The sequence below is a fragment of the Alteromonas sp. NFXS44 genome, from assembly GCF_040148705.1.
Lineage (GTDB): Bacteria > Pseudomonadota > Gammaproteobacteria > Enterobacterales > Alteromonadaceae > Alteromonas.
In genome coordinates, this window is the sequence record NZ_JAGDEA010000012.1 from 988,465 (window position 1) to 1,010,095 (window position 21,631).

At 50.3% G+C, this 21,631-nt stretch carries 14 protein-coding genes; 9 read left to right on the top strand and 5 right to left on the bottom strand.

All coding sequences use genetic code 11. The features are described from left to right. Positions 1-74: 74 nt before the first annotated feature. Positions 75-1,010, top strand: coding sequence for an AEC family transporter (locus tag J3369_RS21320; RefSeq protein ID WP_349590801.1), 936 nt, complete (start codon positions 75-77; stop codon positions 1,008-1,010). Here J3369_RS21320 and J3369_RS21325 read toward each other — a convergent pair. After that, on the bottom strand, positions 991-2,292 hold the full coding sequence (locus J3369_RS21325; protein ID WP_349590804.1) for an MFS transporter: 1,302 nt from the start codon (positions 2,290-2,292) through the stop codon (positions 991-993). The two genes, J3369_RS21320 and J3369_RS21325, sit on opposite strands and share 20 nt — an antisense overlap. 42 nt (positions 2,293-2,334) lie before the next feature. Then, a complete protein-coding gene (locus J3369_RS21330) occupies positions 2,335-3,354 on the bottom strand; it encodes a LacI family DNA-binding transcriptional regulator (protein ID WP_349590807.1) in 1,020 nt (339 codons plus the stop codon). A gap of 376 nt (positions 3,355-3,730) precedes the next feature. On the opposite strand from J3369_RS21330, the gene J3369_RS21335 reads away from it, so the two are divergent. The 5 genes from J3369_RS21335 to J3369_RS21355 all read left to right on the top strand — a co-directional run bounded on the left by J3369_RS21335 (position 3,731) and on the right by J3369_RS21355 (position 13,232). Beyond that, positions 3,731-6,082, top strand: a complete 2,352-nt coding sequence (locus tag J3369_RS21335; protein ID WP_349590810.1) for a TonB-dependent receptor — start codon at positions 3,731-3,733, stop codon at positions 6,080-6,082. 86 nt (positions 6,083-6,168) lie between these two features. Continuing rightward, the gene (locus J3369_RS21340; RefSeq protein WP_349590813.1) at positions 6,169-7,833 is read left to right on the top strand and encodes a sulfatase family protein; all 1,665 of its coding nucleotides are present in this window, start codon (positions 6,169-6,171) and stop codon (positions 7,831-7,833) included. 12 nt (positions 7,834-7,845) lie between these two features. Continuing rightward, positions 7,846-9,510 (top strand): sulfatase family protein, encoded by a 1,665-nt coding sequence (locus J3369_RS21345; protein ID WP_349590815.1) that lies wholly within the window; start codon positions 7,846-7,848, stop codon positions 9,508-9,510. After that, entirely contained in the window at positions 9,503-10,966 is a 1,464-nt protein-coding gene (locus J3369_RS21350; protein WP_349590818.1) for a sulfatase family protein, read from the top strand. Before J3369_RS21345 ends, J3369_RS21350 begins: the two co-directional genes overlap by 8 nt. Before the next feature lie 16 nt (positions 10,967-10,982). Further along, a complete protein-coding gene (locus J3369_RS21355) occupies positions 10,983-13,232 on the top strand; it encodes an ammonia-forming cytochrome c nitrite reductase subunit c552 (protein WP_349590820.1) in 2,250 nt (749 codons plus the stop codon). Here the strand turns inward: J3369_RS21355 and J3369_RS21360 are convergent. Continuing rightward, complete coding sequence (locus tag J3369_RS21360) at positions 13,219-14,013, bottom strand: hypothetical protein (RefSeq protein WP_349590822.1); 795 nt, start codon at positions 14,011-14,013, stop codon at positions 13,219-13,221. The two genes, J3369_RS21355 and J3369_RS21360, sit on opposite strands and share 14 nt — an antisense overlap. Before the next feature lie 158 nt (positions 14,014-14,171). Here J3369_RS21360 and J3369_RS21365 point away from each other — a divergent pair, with 158 nt between their 5' ends. The 3 genes from J3369_RS21365 to J3369_RS21375 all read left to right on the top strand — a co-directional run bounded on the left by J3369_RS21365 (position 14,172) and on the right by J3369_RS21375 (position 18,178). Beyond that, positions 14,172-14,597: a DUF2177 family protein gene (locus J3369_RS21365; RefSeq protein WP_303572478.1), complete on the top strand. Its 426-nt coding sequence runs from the start codon at positions 14,172-14,174 to the stop codon at positions 14,595-14,597. A gap of 114 nt (positions 14,598-14,711) precedes the next feature. Next, on the top strand, positions 14,712-17,162 hold the full coding sequence (gene plsB / locus J3369_RS21370; protein ID WP_349590824.1) for a glycerol-3-phosphate 1-O-acyltransferase PlsB: 2,451 nt from the start codon (positions 14,712-14,714) through the stop codon (positions 17,160-17,162). 32 nt (positions 17,163-17,194) lie between these two features. Then, on the top strand, positions 17,195-18,178 hold the full coding sequence (locus J3369_RS21375; protein ID WP_349590827.1) for a Kelch repeat-containing protein: 984 nt from the start codon (positions 17,195-17,197) through the stop codon (positions 18,176-18,178). A 49-nt stretch (positions 18,179-18,227) separates the two neighbouring features. Here J3369_RS21375 and ilvA read toward each other — a convergent pair whose 3' ends face one another. Then, complete coding sequence (gene ilvA / locus J3369_RS21380) at positions 18,228-19,757, bottom strand: threonine ammonia-lyase, biosynthetic (protein WP_119503166.1); 1,530 nt, start codon at positions 19,755-19,757, stop codon at positions 18,228-18,230. Continuing rightward, positions 19,754-21,604 (bottom strand): dihydroxy-acid dehydratase, encoded by a 1,851-nt coding sequence (gene ilvD, locus J3369_RS21385; RefSeq protein ID WP_349590831.1) that lies wholly within the window; start codon positions 21,602-21,604, stop codon positions 19,754-19,756. Before ilvD ends, ilvA begins: the two co-directional genes overlap by 4 nt. Positions 21,605-21,631 lie beyond the last annotated feature (27 nt).

Consider the following 21,631-nt stretch of genomic DNA (forward strand, 5'->3'; position numbering starts at 1 on the left):
CTCAATTCTATATTGGATTGAATGATAAGACTAAAGGTAATCTGATCGCCGGTTTCCTGATCATCTGTCATTTCATGTTGTCTGTTTTCACGCTCATATTCCCGATATTTGCCCTCATATTCCTTGGCTGGTATCTACGCAAAAGGGATCTGCTGAACGACTCTGCCACTACACAATTCAATAAATTTGTTGTCTGGCTGGCGTTGCCTGCGCTGCTTTTTGACATCACAGCAACGTCTGCCATTGCGTCTCTCTGGCAACCGGGATTTGTTCTAAGCTTCACCCTCGCCGTGTTTGTCATTTTTGCGCTTACTGTCGTGGTACAAAAGAAACGGAATATGTCGTTATCAGAGAGTGCTATAGACGGGCTTAATACCAGTTACGCCAATACCGGATTTATGGGCTTTCCCTTACTCATGGCGGTAGCAGGAAGCGAAACGCAGGCGCCGGTGCTCATTGCGACAATCATCACCGTTTGTGTTTTATTTGCCGTTGCCATTGTGCTGATAGAGATTGATCTCAGTAAAGCAGTAAGCCTTCGCAGGCTGATTGCAGATGTAAGTTTAAAGCTGCTGAAAAACCCGGTGGTGATTGCACCACTGGCCGGGGTCATGTTTCCGGCTTTTGATATTGACCCTCCGCAACCATTGCTGACCACAGCATCGTTGCTGGGTCACGCTGCAGCCCCTTGCGCACTGGTGACTATCGGATTGTTTATTGCCGGCAGTCATACCTCAATGAAAGGCAGCTGCGCTTCCGTTATCAGCTTTGTGATCACTAAACTACTTGTCCACCCGGCACTGGCATACATAATCGCAGTGTTGATCATGCCGGATAACGCGTCAGGGATTTTTTACGTGGTTTTACTCAGCGCGTTACCTGCAGGTACAGGCCCGTTTATGCTGGCTGAGTATTATCAGAAAGAGGCGGCAAAGGTCTCTGCATCGATCCTTATCACTACCGTAATGTCGCCGTTTAGCCTGGGCGTCATTATTTATCTTTTTCAGTAGCTAACGCGTTATGCACCGCCCGGGTGAGGGGATAAAACCAGAGCACCACAGCCCCGAGCAGACAGCCTGCGCTGGCTACCAGCGAAATGATTTCGACGAACAGCACAGACTCAATATCAACGTTTGCACTTTGCGCCGCATATTCCAGCGCCCCGGCAATCACAGCAAAAGACAGCCCGTCGCTTATCCGCATCACCAGATGAAATGCGCCAAAGGTAAGCGCCTGATTAGGTATCCCCTGATCCCTGGCACCGTACTCAATGGTGTCTGGTAATGCTGACCACACCAGTACCAGCAGTCCGCCTGAGAAAAAACCACAAACAGCGAAATAAACACAGGCGCCGGTCATCGTAGCCGGGATCAGCAAAAGGAAGCTAAGGAAAGTCACAGCCAGCCCGGCCAGCGCAAGGATCATGGCATGATGCTTTTCCATGCGGTTTGAGAAGTGGTTGAACCAGGGTAGCGCCACCAGCTTTCCTGCTGCCAGACTCATAATGAGCCAGGTCGTCAGCTTCTCGTCGTGAAAGAGCATGCTTGCGAAGTAAACGCCGGATTTGTAGAACACCGGAATAAAGATACACGGCAGTAATGAATATACCGCCAGTACCATGAATGCCTTATTTTGCAGGAGTGCACGGAATGCTTTACTGAGCGGAGGCGGGTGTTTGACCGCTGTCAGATTACCTTCCCGCCAGACCGGCAAAATGCATAAATAAATATTCACCAGCATGAACACGCTTGCCGTGATAAGCAAGATAGTCCGCATCCCGTTATCCCGTGACTCCAGCATGGCAAGTGTATCGCCGGCAAATGCGGCGAAGAGCAGGATTGCACAGGAATTATAAAAAATGCGGGATGAAGACAGACGTGTCCGCTCATGGCTGTCTCTGGTCAGTGACCCCATCATCGCGTTGTGGGGTATGTCTACCAGAGCATAACCAATGCGAAAGAGGATGGTCACCACGAGATAAAAAGTAAACAGGTAGTCCGCACCGGCCGGCAGGGGATAAAACAAAATAGCGAACGACAGTACTGTCAGCGGCGCACCTGAGGCGATGACTTTCTGGTAGTGCAAATTATATCTGTCGAGAAGCAGAGACAGCGAGATATCCAGCACGCCGGATACAAGCAGAGACACCATCAGAATTAAGCCCGCTGCCGCTGCCCCCAGTCCCTGTATATCGGCAAAATAATAAAGCAGCAGTAAATCAGTAAAGTTCCAGAGTGTACTTTTAGTAAAAGCGCCGGATGCATAGGCCTGTCTCTGGAAAGATGTCAGCATGAGCAGCTTCCGGAGGGCGGGTTAGCAACCGACATATTCATATCAGAGCAGCGGCCCGCAAGAGCTTCGCTGCACGTATTTACACGTCAGATCTTCTTTCTCTTCATAGGGACGATGCAACACAAGCTGTTGGATCAGCTTGCCGGCCGCTGCGCGTCCCAGATTGCCCACCGGCTGGTGCACAGTGCTGAGCGGTGGCCACAGATTCTTACTGGAAGGGTCGTCGTCAAAACCTATAACCGATACATCATAGGGGATCCGCAATTTCAGCTGGCTGGCCACTTTGTAAACCAGAGTGGCAAGATAATCATTGAAGGTAAAAAATGCGGTGGGGCGATCGTCCCCGGACAGCAGGCGACGGATAATCTTTTCATATTCTTCATCTGACGACATAGGGCCCTGAAAAACCAGCGATGTATCAACAGGAATATCAAAATCGCGGTGCGCTTCCTCATAGCCCTGATAACGCAGTAAGCCACCGTGTACATTGTTAAAATTAATGATCGCAACACGGCGGTGCCCCAGCGTAAGTAAATGACTCACCGCCTCTTTCACGCCGGCCACAATGTCACAGGAGACGCAGCTGTTGGCGTCCAGTGACATAGGCAGAATTTTAACCGCCGGTTTTTGTTCTGCTTCGATGACTGACAATACTCCCTGATCATCACACAGTGGTGGCGTAAGAATGTAACCGTCAGGGTTTGAACGTTCCGCCAGTGCCTTAACCTGTTCCGCCAGCGAGGTTCTGTCTTTTACCGGCCGCACCAGTAAATCGTAGCCGGCTTCGTCACACACTTCGATAGCACCGGATGTCAGTCTCGCCGAATAGGAGTTCGAGGCATAGTCCATATATAACAGGCAAATAAGATAAGACTGTTTGGTGCGCAGGCGCCTGGCATTGAGGTCCGGCCGGTAGCCGGTTGCGGCCACTGCGCTGAGTACCTTTTCTTTATTTTTATCTCTGACTGTCGGGTCATTATTTAATACACGCGATACCGTTTTAATCGATACACCGGCAACCCGGGCGACATCATGTACCGTGAGATTCTTATCCGTCTTCATTATGGCGAGCTTCGTTTATTTATGAATACATTGTGCCACAGAAGACACCTGACAGAGAATCCATCAGGTTGTAAAAAGTTCCGCAAATAGACAACGATAGTATATATTTAATGTAGATAGCTTTATAATCATTAAGAATATATAAAATAAATACATTTAAAATCATAAAATTAAATTTATTTGATTTAACAAATACCAAAAAGACAACGATAGACTATTTTAATATCAACGTAGTATGATTGTTAAACATTTAACAGATATTAAACATTTTCCACACCGGATTTTGCTGTACCGGTGAATGATAAAAATAAAAACCGTTAATTTGCCGGGTGCTGATAACAGCCCCGAAAGGACTACACTCTGAGGAGAAAATCCGATGTTTAACAAAAAACCACTGAATCGCGCATTGTTGCTCGCACTGGGCACGATGACATCCACTTATGCCGCCGCTCAGGACAACACCAGTGATGACGCGAAAGCGAACTCACAACTGGAGGTCATTGAAGTCACCGCACAAAAGCGGGTACAGGGCTTCATGGAAGTACCGGTTGCCGTTACCACAGTATCCGGCGAAATTTTAGATGCCGCTCAGGCCACAGAATTCCAGGACTTAGTTCAGGTAAGTCCGTCGGTGACATTTAACCAGTCCGGCGATATGCGTGGTTCCGGTGTGAACATTCGCGGGATTGGGACCACCGCGTTCCAGACCGCTGTAGAACCTACTGTCAGTACAGTCATTGACGGTGTCCCCCTTGGCCGTACGGTACAGTTTTTGTCGGATCTGGCAGATATTGACCGGGTTGAAGTACTACGCGGACCGCAGGGCACCTTGTTTGGTAAAAATGCTTCCGGTGGTGTACTGAGTATTTTTACTAAACGTCCGGAAGATTCATTCTTTGGCGAAGTCCGCCTCACGCTTACCGATGATGATGCCCGGGGCATGATGGGTCAGGTAACCGGCCCGATCAGTGACAATGTGCGTGGACGGTTGTCTTTTTATAACCGTGATTTCGACGGTTTTGTGGAAAATGTTACTAATGGCGACACAATCAACGGAGACGAAAGTAAAGGTGTAAGAGGTAAACTCGATATTGACCTGGGCATGAATGACAACGTTTATATTATTGCCGATTATTCGAAGCAGGAAAGGGACTGCTGTACGCCGGTATTACAAAGTATTGGCCGGGGTTCACTGGCTGACTTACATCAGTTAGGAGAAGTCTATGCCGACGTGGATGTATCCTGGGGTAACAACAAGGTCAAGATTGCCAGCCCGGCATATTCCAACACTGAAACCGGCGGGGTATCAGTTGAGTACAATCACAGCTTTGAAGACTTTGCGCTGACCTCAATTACAGCTTATCGCGGCTTCACCCTGGAAACAGCCCAGGATGCCGATATCAATCCGTACACGTCGCCGGTAACAGGTCATGTACTGTTCACCAAAAACGGGGCTTCCGGCGGCGGCGATCAGCAACAAACCCAGTTCTCACAGGAACTGCGTTTATCCGGCCAGGCCACTGACAATATTTTCCTGACAGCGGGTGCATTCTACTGGGAGCAAACCGTTGAACGCTATTTTGAACGTGAAGTGATGCGCTGCGCCGATGCCTACGATCCGGCTGTGGGCACTGTCGCCTGTTCAGAAGAAGGCTCAGGCATCGGTTTTGCTGCGATGGACTCAAAAGTTGATGCCCGCAACTACGCATTCTTTGGTCAGGCAGACTGGGATGTAACCGAAGATTTTACTGCGTCATTGGGCCTGCGCTACACCAAAGATGAAATATCGTTTGATTTCGCCCGCGGCGCTGCAGTCATTACCGGCCCGTTCTCAGGATTGCCGGCACTGCCTGCGTCAGCCGGCTATTTCACCAATGAAACCGAAGACGACGCACTGACAGGCCGCCTGGCGCTGTCGTATGATATCAACGATACCACCATGATTTTCGGTAGCTATGCCGAAGGTTACAAAGCCCCTGCGTTCGACCTTATTTTTTCTACCGATGCCAATCGTACCGCTCCTGTACCGGCTGAAACAAATAAAGCCTGGGAAGGCGGCGTGCGTTCAGAGTTTTTCGACCGCAGATTGCGTCTGTCTGTCACCGGTTTCCACACTACCTTCGAAAATTTCCAGGGTCAGGCTTACAACCCGGAAACGGTGACCTTCTCACTCACCAGCGCCGGTGAAGTGATCACTGAAGGTCTGGAAGTAGAGTTTAACGCCAAGCCTGTCCCTGAATTACTGATCAGTGGTGGTGTCGCCTTTATCGATGCAACCTACGGTGAATTCCAGGATCAGCAATGCTATTTCAATCAAACAGCAGCACAAGGCTGTATTGACGGCTTCCAGTCGATTACCGGCGGAGATGTGCCTAACTCTCCGGATACCAAGTTTACTTTGTCCGGCAAATACAACATCTACCTGGACGGCGACATGGATATGTTCGTCAGCGCCAATTACCGCTGGCAGGATGAAACCCAGATGAATCAGAACCAGGCGCCGTATCTTGTTTTGCCAAGCTACAGCGTATTGGATCTGACTGTCGGTCTGCAGGCTGATGACGGCAAATGGGTCGCCAGTGTATTTGCGAAAAATGCACTCAACGACACCTATGTCGCTCAAATCGGTACCGCTATCTTTGATCAGAGCAACATTAACGCGCAGCTGACCAGAGACTTCCAGCGCTATATGGGTGTTGAATTTACATACCGCTTCGGCGCTTACTAACCAGTCCGGTGATATTTTTAGCGGATAAAAGACAACGTTGCTTTTATCCGCACTTGTTCACTTTTACGAATACGGAATAAACAACCATGTCCGACACATTCACTAAGAAGCTGTTATCTGCTGCCAGCGCCATCGCCTTAAGTTTGTCGATGAATGCCAGCGCAGCAGAACAACAGCGTAACGTTATTTTTGTACTGATGGATGACCTTCGCTACGACGGTATGGGTTTTCTGCAGGAAGAACTGCAAACCCCTAACATTGATAAACTGGCTGAAAGCGGTGTGTATTTTCCCAATGCGGTAGTGACATCTTCACTGTGTTCACCCAGCCGCGCCACCATTCTTACCGGCATGACCGCCCGTAATCACAAGATTGTTGATAATAATAACTCCAGTGAAGAAGGCCTGACCTTCTTTCCCAAATACCTGCAACAGGCAGGCTATCAAACCGGTTTTTTCGGTAAGTGGCACATGGGCAGCCATTCAGATATGCCCCGTGACGGATTTGATAAATGGGTCAGCTTTCCGGGACAGGGAGCGTATTACCCGACTGACGCCATTCCGGCTCCGATGCTGGCGAAAGGTATGGTGAATCAGCTCAACGTGGACGGTAAACACGTTAACCAGAAAGGCTACATCACTGACGAGCTGACGGGTTACGCACTGGACTGGCTGAAAAATGATGTGAAAGGCAATCAGCCATTTTTCATGTACCTGAGCCATAAAGCCGTGCATTCCGATGCCACGCCGGCTGAGCGCCATAAAGGACAATACGATGATGTGGATTTCAAATTACCGGACTCAGCGGTGGTGACAGAAGAGGACGCTAAGAACAAGCCCATGTGGGTACATAACCAGCGCAACAGCTGGCACGGCACAGACTTTTTCTATGCCAGCGACCGCACGATGGAAGCATACTTAAAAGAGTATTACGCCACCTTGTCAGCCGTTGATGACAGCCTGGGCGAGTTAGTACAGTACCTGAAAGACAACGACCTGTACGACAACACCATGGTGGTATTTTATTCTGACAACGGCTTTCTGATTGGCGATCACGGCCTTATCGATAAGCGCAATGCTTATGAGGGCTCAGTACGCGTTCCTCTGGTGATCAGCGCGCCGGGTCTGCTGCCACAAGGTGCGACCAGTGAGGCACTGGTGAGAAACCTGGATATGGCTCCGACTTTCCTCGAACTGGCGGGCGCTGCACAACCGGAACAGTTTGAAGGAAAAAGCTTTTTACCCGTGGCATCCGGCAAGGTAGCAGAAGAAGACTGGCAGTCGCCTGATTTTGTTTACGAGTACTACTGGGAATGGTCTTTCCCCATGACGCCTACCACCTTCGCCATTCGTCGCGGCGATCTTAAATACATCCAGTATCACGGTGTCTGGGACATCGAAGAACTTTACGATCTGAAAAACGACCCGGAAGAAATGCATAACCTTATCCGCGATCCGAAATACGCTCATGAGTTACTGCCACTGCGTCAGGCGCTTTACGCCGCTCTGCGTCCTGCTGATAACAGCAAGCCCTCGGTGCCATTTAATGCAAGGCTGGCTGAAGGTATGAACCTGCGCAAGAAAGACGGGTTGAAGGCTGCTCCTTTCCCGGACTGGTGGCTGGTTGAGCCCAACCGCAAAGACATGTACATGGGACTGTTTCCTGATACGCCGATGAAAATTGATATGCAGCGTAAAGGTGAAATGTACTTCCCGTGGATGGAAAAGACGGCTGACAAGCCGCTTCATTAAGGAGTTTGGTAAATGCGAATGTTACGCTGGTTAACTTTCACCGTTGTTGCCGGTTTATCCCTTACCGCATGGGGAAAGCAACCCAACATCTTGTTCATCGTTGCCGAAGATCTGAGTCCGCGCATAGGATCGTTCGGCGATGAGATTGCTGAGACCCCAAATATTGATGCACTCGCTGAGCAAGGCATTCGCTTTACCAACGTTTATGCAGCGGCCGGCGTGTGTGCCCCGAACCGCTCTGCACTCATATCAGGTATGTATCCCATTTCTTTGGGAACCCATCAAATGCGTACCTCCCAGTTACCTTTGCCAAATGGTAAAACCGGATACGAAACCGTTACTCCCGCGCAGATGAAAGCATTTCCGGAGCTGCTCCGGCGGGCCGGTTATGAAACGGTGAATTTCGCCAAGAAGGATTACCAATTCGGCACACCTTCAACCCTCTGGGATAAAGATATTGGTAACTATTTTTCGCCACTGAAAGCAGATTTATGGAATGAACTCTCCGGCGGAAAACCATTCTTCGCGATGATAAACCTGATGTCGACTCACGAAGGACACCTGTTAACAGAAGACGGCAAAGCCGCAGAAAAATTTAAGGGCTTTACGGATTTAATCAAGAAAGATCTGGCAAGGGTGCAGGCTGTCACCGATCCGGCTTCCGTTACCGTGCCACCTTATTACCCTGACACACCTGTGGTACGCCGGTCCATCGCACAGCACTATGACAACATTCATTATATGGACAGCCAGGTTGGAGAGATCCTTGCTGCACTGAAACGGGATGGCCTCGATGACAACACCATTGTTGTGTGGACCACAGATCACGGTGATGCGCTGCCCCGGGCCAAACGCTCAGTTTATGATACCGGCCTGCATATACCACTGATTGTGCGGTTTCCCGACGGACGCGGCGCCGGTACACAAAACGACAGGTTAATTTCTATGGTGGATTTTGCTCCAACGTTTTTATCCTTTGCCGGTGCACCGCTCCCTGATTTTTTGCAGGGCACCGGTATCTTTTCCGGGGAACAGAGACAATATATCTACGCAGCCAGAGACCGCATGGATATGGTGCCGGATAAAGTTCGCGCCGTCAGAGATCTCTGCTTTAAATACATCAGAAATGACATGCCTGAACTGCCGTACTTCAGACCACTGGTTTTCCGCGACATGTTTCCTGTGATGATTGCCTGGTGGGAAGGGCTGGATAAACAAAGCCTTAATCCCGCACAGCAGTTTTACTTTGAAGCTCCCAGGCCCGGTGATGAACTTTACGATACAGACAATGATCCCTGGGAAACCCGCAACCTGGCAGACGATCCGTCACAAAAAGCACGCCTGAGCCGGATGAAGAAAGCGCTGAAAAACTGGGAGGTACAGGTTCATGATAAAAGCACTGAGCCGGAAACCAGTATGGTCGGGGCCATGTGGCCGGGGTTTGAACAGCCGGTGACCGCCAGCCCGCAATTTAAATTGACTGAATGTCACCGGCAGGTGTGCGTTGAGATGACCTCGTCCAGTGACAATGCATCCGTTGCCTGGCGAATGGCAGCCGGGGCCCCCTGGCAACTGTATACCCAACCCGTTCCTGTCCAACCCAACAGTTATATCGAAGCAAAAGCCGTCCGCTACGGCTATCAGGAAAGTAATGTGGAGCAATATCATCATGACTAAGTTTTCTGTAGCAACACTGTTATCTGCCTCCATCGGCGCAGCATGTTTGCTACCTGCATTTTCAGCCAGCGCAAAAAGCACCGGGCAACCCAATGTCATTATCATTTTCGCTGACGATATGGGCTATGGCGACATGAGCAATAACGGTCATCCCACACTCACCACGCCTAATCTGGATAAAATGGCGATGGAAGGACAGAAATGGACAAATTTCTACGTGGCGGCTCCGGTGTGTTCCCCCAGCCGCGCCGGTCTGATGCTGGGACAATATCCCGTTCGTGCGGGACTGACATCATCCACGCCGATGCGTCAGGTTTTCCGCGAAGACTCCTTAGGGGGCATGCCGGACAGCGCAACCACCATACCTGAAGCACTCAAAGCACTGGGCTACGATACGGCGATGATTGGTAAATGGCATATTGGCCATCTGCCACAATACCTGCCGGTCAATCACGGGTTCGACAGCTGGTTTGGTATTCCTTACTCCAACGATATGGATCAGGATTTTGAGAAAATTCAGCAGTTGAATGGTCCGGACTGGAGCGTAAAAAACTGGAATAAAGGCAAACAGTGGACTAACCCCAAATCAGAATACTTCCGTGTGCCACTGATGCAGGGAGAGGAAGTCATTGAACGTGCGCCAGACCAGCATCAAATCACCAAAACCTATACCGCGAAGGCACTGGATTACATTAAATCTCATAAAGACAATCCATTCTTTTTATACATTGCCCATGCGATGCCTCATGTGCCACTGTTCGCATCGGAGGAATTCGATGGACGCAGCACACAAGGCCTTTACGGCGATGTGATAGAAGAACTGGACTGGTCGGTAGGTCAAATTCTGCAAACATTGAAAGATGAAGGCATCGATGACAACACCCTGGTGATTTTCAGTTCAGACAACGGCCCCTGGTTATGGTTTGAAACCATGGGCGGCAGTGCCGGACTGCTTCGCGGTGGTAAAGCCGACGTTTTTGAGGGGGGAATGCGTGTTCCCGGCATCTTTTGGTGGCCAGGACATATCAAACCGGGGATCCGTCACGATATTGGTTCTACCATTGATTTACTGCCCACACTGGTGGATTTAGCCGGTGGTGAAATTCCCAAAGACAGCGACGGTTATTCAGTCAAAAACACACTTCTGGACGGTGAAGATGCAGTCCGTGATGTGTATTTTTACTACCGCGGAGCAAAAGTATTCGCTGTCCGCAAAGGCCGCTACAAAGCCCACTTTATTTACAAAGAAGGCTACGGCGGCAACCCCGGAGAAACACTGGCAGAGCCGTTATTGTTTGACCTGAACGCCGATCCTTCCGAGAAATACAACATTGCTTCAGAGAACAAAGCCATTGTTGCAGAGCTCGCTGCACTGCGGGAACAGCACGCGGCAAGCATTAAACCGGTTGAAAACCAGCTGGATAAGTGTCAAAAAGGGTCGCGATTTTGTCAGTAACGAAAAGCAGATCATAGTGAACAACCTGATAAGGGGCTGCCTGGCAGCCCTGTTTTTATGCATTACCTTTACCGCCACAGCCAGTAGCGATAAGCACTATACCGGTGCGGAAACCTGCCTGTCCTGCCATCAGAAGGAAGGGGACGCCTGGCGTCAGTCTGATCACTATCACAGCATGCTGCCTGCCAGTGACGAAAGCGTGCTGGGAAACTTTAACGATATGACTTTCAGTGCGGGAGCCCGCACTTCCCGTTTCTTCAAAGAAGGTGGTGCTTACTTTGTAGAAACGCTGAACGGGCAGGGAGAAAAACAAAAGTTCGATGTGGTTTATACGTTCGGCTTCAGACCACTGCAGCAGTATTTATTGCGGACAACCGGCGGACGGCTGCAAGCTTTTGATGTGGCATGGGACAGCCGGCCGGCAGAGCAGGGCGGGCAACGCTGGTATCAGTTGCAGAGCGATGAGGTCACCGATCCGGAACATCCTTTTTTCTGGACAGGATACTATCAAAACTGGAACAGCCGGTGTGCTTCCTGCCACTCGACCAATTTACAAAAGCACTATGACCCCGTTAATAATACATTCGATACTACCTACTCAGACGTTAATGTGGCCTGTGAAAGCTGCCATGGCCCGGGCAGTGAACATATCAAACTGGCCGGTGAAGGCACGTTAAGCACAACTAACACTGGCCTTAAGGCATTGGGCAAAGCCATCGCTTTTCATTTTAAGCCAGGAGACGCCATTGCACGGCTTCAGTCTTCTCCAGCTCCAATCAGTGAACTTGCCCTGAATACCTGCGGAGGGTGCCACAGCCGCAGAGCAGAATTAGGTGAACCGGATCTGACACAACCATACCACCAGCAATTCCAGTTAGATGCCATCGACGAACCGCTATATTTCAGTGACGGTCAGATCCGTGATGAAGTTTTTGTGCTCGGTTCATTTATGCAAAGCAAAATGGCGCAGGCTGGTGTTACCTGCATCCATTGTCATGATCCCCACTCGGGCAAAAACCGCCTGCCCGGAGCACAGGTCTGTGCAACGTGTCACCGTCCTGACGTATTCATGGCCGGCACCCATACCTTCGGGCATAAAGACGCCAACTGCCTGGACTGTCATATGCCGGCGCGCACCTACATGGGCGTGGATGACAGACGGGATCATAAATTCCACCGGCCTTCTGCCCTGAATGAAGACAGTGTGCGACCCTGCGCCACCTGTCATGAAGACAAATCCACGGCCTGGCTGCGCGATGCTGTTGAAAAATGGCCGGCACGTGACGGCGCATCGCCGGATACCTCAGGTGAATGGGCAAAGTTAAATGCGGCATTAACCACGTGGGATCCTGCAGCCATTGCTGAATCCGCATCACTGCTTACCGACCCCAAAATTACGCTGCCTGATTTACTCACCAGTGCCCTCACCAGAAAAGTTGCCGCTCAGGCTCCGCAGCAAGCCGTAAAACTGATAAAAGCCCGGGCGGCTTCGTCTTCTGCGGCGTTACGCCGTGGCGCTGCCATAGCTGCACCGTCTTTATCAGCTCAGCAACAGGCAGCTGTACTGGCTTCACTTGCAGATGATCCGGCATTGTCTGTACGCAGCGAGGTGGCGGCGGCACTGCTGAATGCGCCGGCAAACAGCATTCTGCCGGAGGCGCAAATCAGCCCCCTTCTAGCAGAATATGAAGCCACACTGCTGGCCACGCGGGATCATCCCGGCGCCAACACCGGTCTGGCCCAGCTGGCTTTGCGGAAAGGAAACATCATCGACGCAAAAATGTATTACGAGGCAGCGCTTCGCATTGACCCGGCCAACTTACCGGCTCTGCTGAGCTTTGCCGATTTTTTACGCAACATGGGTAATGAGGACGGCGCGAAAAGATATCTGACAAATGCACTTTCCATCGCACCGGATTCCGGTGCTGTGCAATTTGCCTACGGGCTGATGTTAGTGCGGGACAAGCGTTATGAAGAAGCTACGATGCATCTGGAAAAGGCCGCCCGGGCAGAAGATGCCAGCCCGCGTTTTGCCTTTGTTTACGGCGTATCCTTGTGGCAGCTCAAACAACCCGAAAAAGCACTCACGGTGCTGGATGACGCGGCGACAAGATGGCCGGGCGATTATGATTTGCTGACAACCCGCGCTAAATACGCCTATCTAAGCAAAAACGCCGTGATGCTCCACAAAGCAGTCACGGCGCTGGGTAAGGTGTATCCGCAGGACAGCGTATATCTGCAGTTAAAACCGCTTATTCAGCCTTAGCGGCAGACGGTGCCTCAATGTGATGTGCCGTTACCCCCGCCGGATATAATAAACTGCGACGGAAAGTCGATGTTACCGTTACATCATCAAATCCTGCATCTTTCAGTACGGCTTTAATGGACTTGTTCGAATAGCAACGCAGGCTCGACACAATGCCGTCCCACAATAACATTAGCGGTACTACCGGGATCAGATAGGTGAAAATGGCAGTCACCAGCAATAACCGGCGCTCGGTGATAAACGGTAACATGATCATCGCCACCAGCGGGCCTAACAGCATAGACACGTAACTCATAAAGGAGTTATCACAATACTCCAGCACCAGCACATCATCACCGTGTGACAGATTGAGCTTGAAGATCTGCGCCACCTGTTCGTTGTCAAAGTGGTGGAAAGAGTTAAGAAAGATTTTCGGGCAGCGGAAATCCGGATTGTCTATCAGCACGTCAATGGGTTGTTCCAGATAATGAATACGGTCATCACCCAGATTGTTGATGCGTTCACGAAATTCCGGGTTTTTATCAATCATGAAATCCGACAAGTAAAAACGCAGATCTTTCTTATTCAGCTCCTTCATCAACAGTTCGTTGACATAGCCACTGCCGGCACAAGGATCCATCACTGTGCCACCGGCTTTGTTAATAAAGCGGTTCAGCTCAGGCAACCACAATCTGTGATAGCCGAATACTTTATACAATGCGCCCATAAAGCGACGCAGAAAGGCGTGATAAAACTCCGGAACCCAAAATAAATCACCGAATTCAAACAATTTTTTCTGCATGGTATCCCCGCGTTCTGTCCTTTTATCGTTGTAGGGTGAACAGTAAATAATACTGTCATCGCCACAGGGTAAGTCTGTTTAGTATGGCTTATGTTGCGATAAACGGTTGAGCTATTTTTTCGCTGAACCTTTTACGCGCTTTTTCCGTTTATGATCTTATGCATTATTCTTTTAAAACACTCACCGGCGCATACATCGCCGTACTACTGGCTTTTGCCTGCCTGGACGCAGTCTGGCTGGGCGTTATTGCTATGCCGTTGTATCGTGAAGCGTTTGAAAGTCTGTTGCGACCGCAATTTATTACCTGGCCATGGATCGCATTCTATCTGCTTTACTGTGCTTCGGTCGTCTGTTTAACGATACGTCCTTATGCCGGAAAGAACCTGATTCATACTTCATTAGCGGGCCTGGCCCTGGGGGCTACCGCCTACGGCACCTACAATCTGACCTGCTATTCCATTATTCGGGACTGGCCATTGAATATGACTTTAATTGACTGGATATGGGGAACCGTGGCCACAGGAATCATTGCCACCTGCGGCGGTTTTGCAGCACAAAAAATCAGCGATAAACTGGCGCACTGAAGGTGACTCAGGCCCAAAGACCCCCTATCATGGTAACCCCGTCTTATGTTCATCTGGATCGCAGTAAATTTATGGTAGACTGCGCCCGTTTTCTCAACACAGGATTCCATTTTCATGTCGTGGATGCGCAAAACGCTTTTGTCAGTGTTTCATTATCCCGTAAAGTTGCTGGTGAAAGACCACAACATTCCCGCGAATGTCGAAAAAGAACTGGGTATCGACCGCACTAAGCCGATCATTTATCTGCTGCCCACTAACTCTGTGACCGACCAGCTTGCGCTGCGTATGTGCACACAGCGGTTAGGTTTGCCCAGCCCTGTGAAAGATGTCGAACTGGCCGGCAAAACCTATCCCGCCAGTGTCTTTCTCCGTAAAACGGAACCCTTGTTCGGACAGCCGTCCCAGACGGATGTAGAATCAATATTCTCAGATCTTTTCCACTTGCATCGTGACCATGAAGATGTGGATGTGCAGGTCGTGCCCGTATTTGTTTCATGGGGACGTGCGCCTGGGAAAGGTAAGCCCGGTCTGAGTGATTTAATTGCCCATCATGCCTCACCAAGCTGGCTGCGAAAATTCTTTATCGTGATGTTTCTGGGCCGCGATAACTTCATCAATTTTAGCAAAGCCGTATCAGCGAGAGAAATGTCGACCCAGCGGGGTACGGATGACTCGATTGCTCACAAACTTGTGCGCGTAGCAAGTACTCACTTCCATCGTAAGCACCAGAGTATGACGGGCCCCACTTTGCTCGAACGTCAGGAACTGCACAATGCAATCCTGGGATCGGAAGCAGTTAAACGGGCCATGGCTGAAGAATCTGCGTCGAAAAAGGCGAAGAAACAGGATCCTAAAGAAGCTGTCAGAGAGTACATCGATGAGATTGCCGCAGACTACCGTGAAGGCCTGATCCGGTTCGGTGATCGCATCCTTACCCGTATCTGGAACAAGATTTATAACGGTATCAGTGTGGGTCACAGTGAGCGGATCCGTGAACTGGCTGCCAACGGTCATGAGATCATCTACGTGCCCTGTCATCGCAGTCATATGGATTACATGTTACTGACCTATGTGATTTATCACGAAGGTATGGTGACGCCTCACATTGCTGCGGGTATCAATCTTAACTTCTGGCCGGCGGGTCCCATTTTCCGTCGTAGCGGCGCCTTCTTCCTGCGCCGCAGTTTTGCCGGTAACAAGCTTTACACTGCGGTTTTCCGTGAATATCTGGAATTACTGTTTAATAAAGGCTATTCCGTTAAATATTATCCGGAAGGTGGCCGCAGCCGCACAGGTCGTCTGATCCCGCCTAAAACCGGTATGCTTGCCATGACTATGCAGGCAGTACTTAAAGGTGTTCAACGCCCTGTGAGTATTGTGCCCGTGTACATCGGGTACGAAAACGTGATGGAAGTAAAAAGCTATCTCAGTGAACTGAAAGGCAGCGGCAAAAAGAAAGAATCTAATTTGCAGGTGTTTTCTGCCATCAGAAAACTGAAAAATTATGGCCACGGTTACGTAAACTTCGGCGAGCCGATTCAGTTGAATCAGTTCCTTGAACAAAGCGTTCCTGACTGGCGTGAAACCTTACCAGCAGACCCGGAGAAAAAACCAAACTGGCTGACGCCACTGGTTAACGATCTGGCCCACGAGGTAATGCTGCGTATTAACCGCAATGCTGCCATTAACGGTATGGCGCTGATTTCTTTATGTTTGTTGTCGTCTAAAACACAGACCATGACGGAAAAAGAGCTGGTCAGGGTGATGGACAACTACCTGGCTTTGCTGCGCAGTGCGCCGTACAGTGATGACGCCACCATTCCCGCCAGCAACGCCAGAACCATGTTGGAAGAAACCCTGGCGTTGAAGCGCTTTGATATCAGTCAGGATGGCTACGGCACGATGATCGCGCCATTAAAAGATGCCGCTGTATTCCTTACATATTACAGAAATAATATTCTTCATTTGTTTGCCTTGCCCGGTGTGATCCTTTCAGCAGTCTTCGGCCGGCCCGGCATTCACCGTCATGAGATATTGCGCCTGATGGCAGCACTTTATCCTTTGCTGCAACGGGAGCTTTTCATCTACATGACTCAGGATGAGGCGCTGGCTTACACCGACAAGCTCATCACCACTTTGCTGGAACAAGGCATGCTGACAGAGATGGAGCAGGGACTGTTGCATCCGCCGGCATCATCAGACCGGGCGTTCCATTCAGCCTGGCTGCTGAGCCGCTGTATGCAGGAAACTTTCCAGCGCTACGCGGTGGTACTTACCATTATCGAGCGTGAACGGGTGATAAGCCGCAATAGTCTGGAGCGGACCAGCCGTCAGGTGGCGGAACGTTTGTCGACCTTATACGGCATGAACTCTCCGGAGTTTTACGACAAGAATGTGCTTTCTTCTTTCATTTCTGCCCTGCGGGAGAACCACTGGCTGGATTCCGCGCCGGATGGCAGTCTGAAGTATTCTGAAGAAAGCGATGCGCTGCGCCAGGATGTGTTGTCTCTGGTGTGGCCTGAAATTACCCAGCACTTGCAGAATGTGGAAGCAACGTGCGGGTAACGGATCCACGTGTAAAAGTGAAAAGGAAAGTTATGATACAGGGCACTTGTCGATATTTATTTGCCTTCGCAGTGACGCTGATGCTGGCGTCATGTTCATCTGTGCCGGATATCAGCGAATACCGGAAACCGGCAGGGTTCAAGCTGGAAAGTCCCCGTCTTGGAGCCGGTGCAGCTACTGATCAGAAAACCATATTTGTGTTTGGTGGCAGTAACCGGAAGGGTCTGCTGAATGATGTGGAAATTCTCGACCCGGCGACCAAAAACGTGCAGGTGCTGAAAAACCATATTATTCCCCGCCGCTATTTTTCGTCGGTTTACGATGACAATAACCACGTGTATCTGATTGGCGGGATCTCTGCGTCAAAACAACGGGCAAACTATGAAAGCACCGTTGAGGTGTTTAATACCGTTACCCGTAAAGTGACTAAAGCGGCGACATTACCTTACCCTACGCGTACTAACACCGCAGTATATCTGGATGGCAAAATCTATGTACTGGGCGGCTCTCACCACGACTGGCAGACCCGCAAGCTTAAACCTACAGCACTGATGGCAGTTTATGATATCAGCAAGGACGAGTGGTCTCTGGGCGCGCCGATGCCCACAGCCAAGTCCACCTCTGCTGTCACATGGCAAAATAAAATTTATGTCGTTGGCGGTTATACCGGTGAGGAGCAACTGGATGTGTTTGAACAGTACGATCCGGCGACTAAAAAGTGGAAATCTCTGCCTCCGCTGCCGGTGCCTGTCAGTGCACATACCACCACTGTGTGGCGTGATTACTTGATAGTGTTTGGTGACTACAACAATCTTGATGCTGTGTGGACTTACGACTTTAAGGCAGGCACCTGGCATCAGAGCGACTTATCCATGACCGGTGTCAGACACGCAAAAGCGGTGACCTACAACGACGCTGTATATCTGATCGGCGGCAATCAGGACTCACCGGGCCCTGTGTTAGACACCATTCAGATATTTGATGCGAAGCAATTGCGTCAGGCCGTTGGAAAATAGCCTGATCCAATTCATTCATACATAAAAAAGGGGCTGTTCAGCCCCTTTTTTATGACAGGAAGAATTTATACGCGGGGTCGTCTGTGACCTCTTTAAACTCGTAGCTTAACTGCTGCAAGTGAGCATTAAATTCATCACGGCTTTCCGGTGGAATTTCAAAACCGGCAAGCACCAGGCCTTCAGCAGCTCCATGATTACGGTAATGGAACAGCGTTATGTTCCAGCGTTCACCCAGTGTTCCAAGGAATTTAAGTAACGCCCCCGGGTGCTCAGGAAACTCGAAAGTAAACACCGCTTCGTTCAGCAACGCTGGTGGTCTGCCGCCAACCATATGGCGTACGTGCAGTTTCGCAAGCTCGTTGTCGCTCATATTGAAGCAGTCGTAGCCCTGTTCAGTCAGCGAGTCATTCAGCGCAGCAAACTCCTGCTTACCGCCTTTAAGATTTACACCCACAAAGATGTGCGCGTCTTTCTCGTTAGCAAAACGGTAATTGAATTCAGTGATAGCTTTACCGCCAAGGACTTCACAGAATTGCTTGAAAGCCCCCTTACGCTCGGGGATCTTCACTGCAAAAACAGCTTCTTTCTGCTCACCTAATTCACAACGCTCAGACACATAACGCAGCGTGTGAAAATTAATGTTGGCACCGCACAGAATACCACCCAGCTTCTTGCCCTTGATATTATGCTCTGCCACATATTTCTTAATAGCCGCCACAGACATCGCACCGGCAGGCTCTGCGATAACACGGGTGTCATCGAAAATATCTTTGATTGCAGAACATATTTCGTCATTGGTAACAGTGATCACGCCGTCCAGCAATCTTTCACACAGACGGAACGTTTCTGTCCCCATAGTTTTTACCGCAACACCGTCGGCGAAAATACCCACCGAGGGCAGAGTCACGATTTCACCGGCTTCCATGGCCGCCTTAAAGCAGGCTGATTCTTCCGACTCGACACCGATGATTTTGATGTCCGGCTTCAGTTGCTTAAGATAAACCGCAATACCCGCAGCCAGACCACCACCGCCGATAGCCACAAACAGAATATCCAGATTAGGATTCTGCTCCAGTAGCTCCCGGGCTACAGTTCCCTGGCCGGCAATAACATCAGGATCATCAAACGGAGGAATAAAGGTGTAGCCGTGGGTTTTCGCCAGCATCTGCGCGTGCTTGCTGGCCATATCGAAATTCGTGCCGTGGAGCACAATGTTGGCGAAGTGTCCGCCGAAGCGACGTACCGCATCCACCTTGATATCCGGCGTGGTTTCCGGCATCACGATGGTGGCATGTACGCCTTTCTTCTTTGCACCATATGCAAGACCCTGAGCATGATTACCTGCAGATGCTGCAATAACACCGGCATCCAGTTGCGCTTTGCTAAGCGCACTTAATCTGGTGTAAGCACCACGCAGCTTGAATGATTTAACCGGCTGCTGATCTTCACGTTTCAGATAAATATCATTACCTGTCAACTGCGAGAGTCTGGATAACACAGACAACTCGCTGTTAACCGCAACTTCATAAACCGGCGCTAACAAGACCTTTTTGAGGTATTCGTGATCGCTGACGGTCATATGTCTTCCAGTTTAGAGGCATCCCGCACAGCACCTTTGTCTGCACTGGTAGCCAGCATGGCAAAGTTCTTCAGTGACAGAGACACTTTACGTTCGCGGTTCTTCGGTTTCCAGGGCTTGTCGCTGGCTTCCATCGCGGCACGGCGGTGAGCCAGTTCCTCGTCAGAAATCGCAATGTTGATAGTCCGGTTAGGGATATCAATTTCAATCTTATCGCCGTCTTCCACCAGACCAATGCCGCCACCGCTGGCCGCTTCCGGTGAACAGTGACCAATAGACAAACCGCTGGTACCGCCAGAGAAACGTCCGTCAGTGATAAGGGCACAGGCTTTACCCAGGCCTTTCGATTTCAGATAGGAGGTCGGGTACAGCATTTCCTGCATGCCCGGGCCGCCTTTCGGACCTTCGTAACGAATGATAACCACATCACCGGCTTTCACTTCGTCACCCAGGATGCCTGCTACCGCATCATCCTGGCTTTCGTAAATCTTCGCAGAACCGGTAAATTTGAGGATAGATTCATCCACACCCGCCGTTTTCACGATACAGCCATCAACCGCCAGGTTACCGTACAGAACCGCCAGACCACCGTCCTTGCTGTAAGCATGTTCAAGATCGCGGATACAGCCTTCGCTACGGTCGGCATCGGCTTCATCCCAGCGACAATCCTGACTGAATGCCTGCGTAGTGCGGATACCTGCAGGGCCTGCACGGAAGAAAGTATCAGCATCTTTGTTTTCAGGATTAGTGATATCCCACTCGCTGATCACTTCCGGAAGCGTCTTACCGAGAACATGATGCACGTCCTGATTCAGTAGACCGGCTTTATTCAGTTCACCAAGAATACCCAGTACGCCACCGGCACGGTGCACGTCTTCCATGTGATATTCAGGTGTAGACGGTGCCACTTTACACAGATGCGGGACTTTCCGTGACAGACGGTCGATATCTGCCATGGTGAAAGGCACTTCACCTTCCATTGCCGCTGCCAGTAAGTGCAGGATGGTGTTTGTAGAACCACCCATGGCGATATCCAGACTCATGGCATTTTCAAATGCCTTGAAAGATGCAATGTTGCGTGGCAACGCAGTTTCATCATCATTCTTGTAGTAACGCTCACACAACTCAACTACCAGCTTACCCGCCTGCTTAAACAGCTTTTCGCGGTCAGCGTGGGTAGCCAGCATAGAACCGTTACCTGGCAGAGACAGACCCAGCGCTTCCGTTAAACAGTTCATCGAGTTTGCGGTGAACATGCCCGAGCACGAACCACAGGTCGGGCAGGCAGAACGCTCAATCTGGTCTGTGTCTTCGTCGCTGATGCGGTCATCCGCAGCAGCAACCATGGCATCAACCAGATCCAGCTTAATCAGTTGATCTGACAACTTGGTTTTACCGGCTTCCATGGGGCCGCCGGACACAAACACCACGGGAACATTCAGGCGCATAGACGCCATCAGCATTCCCGGGGTGATTTTGTCGCAGTTAGAAATACACACAATGGCATCAGCACAATGGGCATTCACCATGTACTCAACGGCATCAGCAATGATTTCCCGTGAAGGCAGGCTGTACAGCATACCGCTGTGGCCCATAGCGATACCGTCGTCTACCGCGATGGTGTTGAACTCTTTAGCAACACCACCGGCTTCTTCTACACTGCGGGCAACAAGTTGTCCGAGATCTTTTAAATGCACATGCCCTGGCACAAACTGCGTGAAGGAGTTGGCAATAGCAATAATCGGCTTACCGAAATCAGTGTCTTTCATACCGGTAGCGCGCCACAGCGCACGTGCGCCGGCCATATTTCTTCCCTGGGTGGAGGTTGCAGATCGTAACTTGGGCATAATGCTTTCCCGTTTCTTAATTCAATT

Bases quoted from the DNA above. Each gene is read 5' to 3' on its own strand.
- J3369_RS21320 (WP_349590801.1), top strand. From the start codon at position 75: ATGTTGTCTGTTTTCACGCTCATATTCCCGATATTTGCCCTCATATTC.
- J3369_RS21325 (WP_349590804.1), bottom strand. From the start codon at position 2,292: ATGCTGACATCTTTCCAGAGACAGGCCTATGCATCCGGCGCTTTTACT.
- J3369_RS21330 (WP_349590807.1), bottom strand. From the start codon at position 3,354: ATGAAGACGGATAAGAATCTCACGGTACATGATGTCGCCCGGGTTGCC.
- J3369_RS21335 (WP_349590810.1), top strand. From the start codon at position 3,731: ATGTTTAACAAAAAACCACTGAATCGCGCATTGTTGCTCGCACTGGGC.
- J3369_RS21340 (WP_349590813.1), top strand. From the start codon at position 6,169: ATGTCCGACACATTCACTAAGAAGCTGTTATCTGCTGCCAGCGCCATC.
- J3369_RS21345 (WP_349590815.1), top strand. From the start codon at position 7,846: ATGCGAATGTTACGCTGGTTAACTTTCACCGTTGTTGCCGGTTTATCC.
- J3369_RS21350 (WP_349590818.1), top strand. From the start codon at position 9,503: ATGACTAAGTTTTCTGTAGCAACACTGTTATCTGCCTCCATCGGCGCA.
- J3369_RS21360 (WP_349590822.1), bottom strand. From the start codon at position 14,013: ATGCAGAAAAAATTGTTTGAATTCGGTGATTTATTTTGGGTTCCGGAG.
- J3369_RS21365 (WP_303572478.1), top strand. From the start codon at position 14,172: ATGCATTATTCTTTTAAAACACTCACCGGCGCATACATCGCCGTACTA.
- plsB (WP_349590824.1), top strand. From the start codon at position 14,712: ATGTCGTGGATGCGCAAAACGCTTTTGTCAGTGTTTCATTATCCCGTA.
- J3369_RS21375 (WP_349590827.1), top strand. From the start codon at position 17,195: ATGATACAGGGCACTTGTCGATATTTATTTGCCTTCGCAGTGACGCTG.
- ilvA (WP_119503166.1), bottom strand. From the start codon at position 19,757: ATGACCGTCAGCGATCACGAATACCTCAAAAAGGTCTTGTTAGCGCCG.
- ilvD (WP_349590831.1), bottom strand. From the start codon at position 21,604: ATGCCCAAGTTACGATCTGCAACCTCCACCCAGGGAAGAAATATGGCC.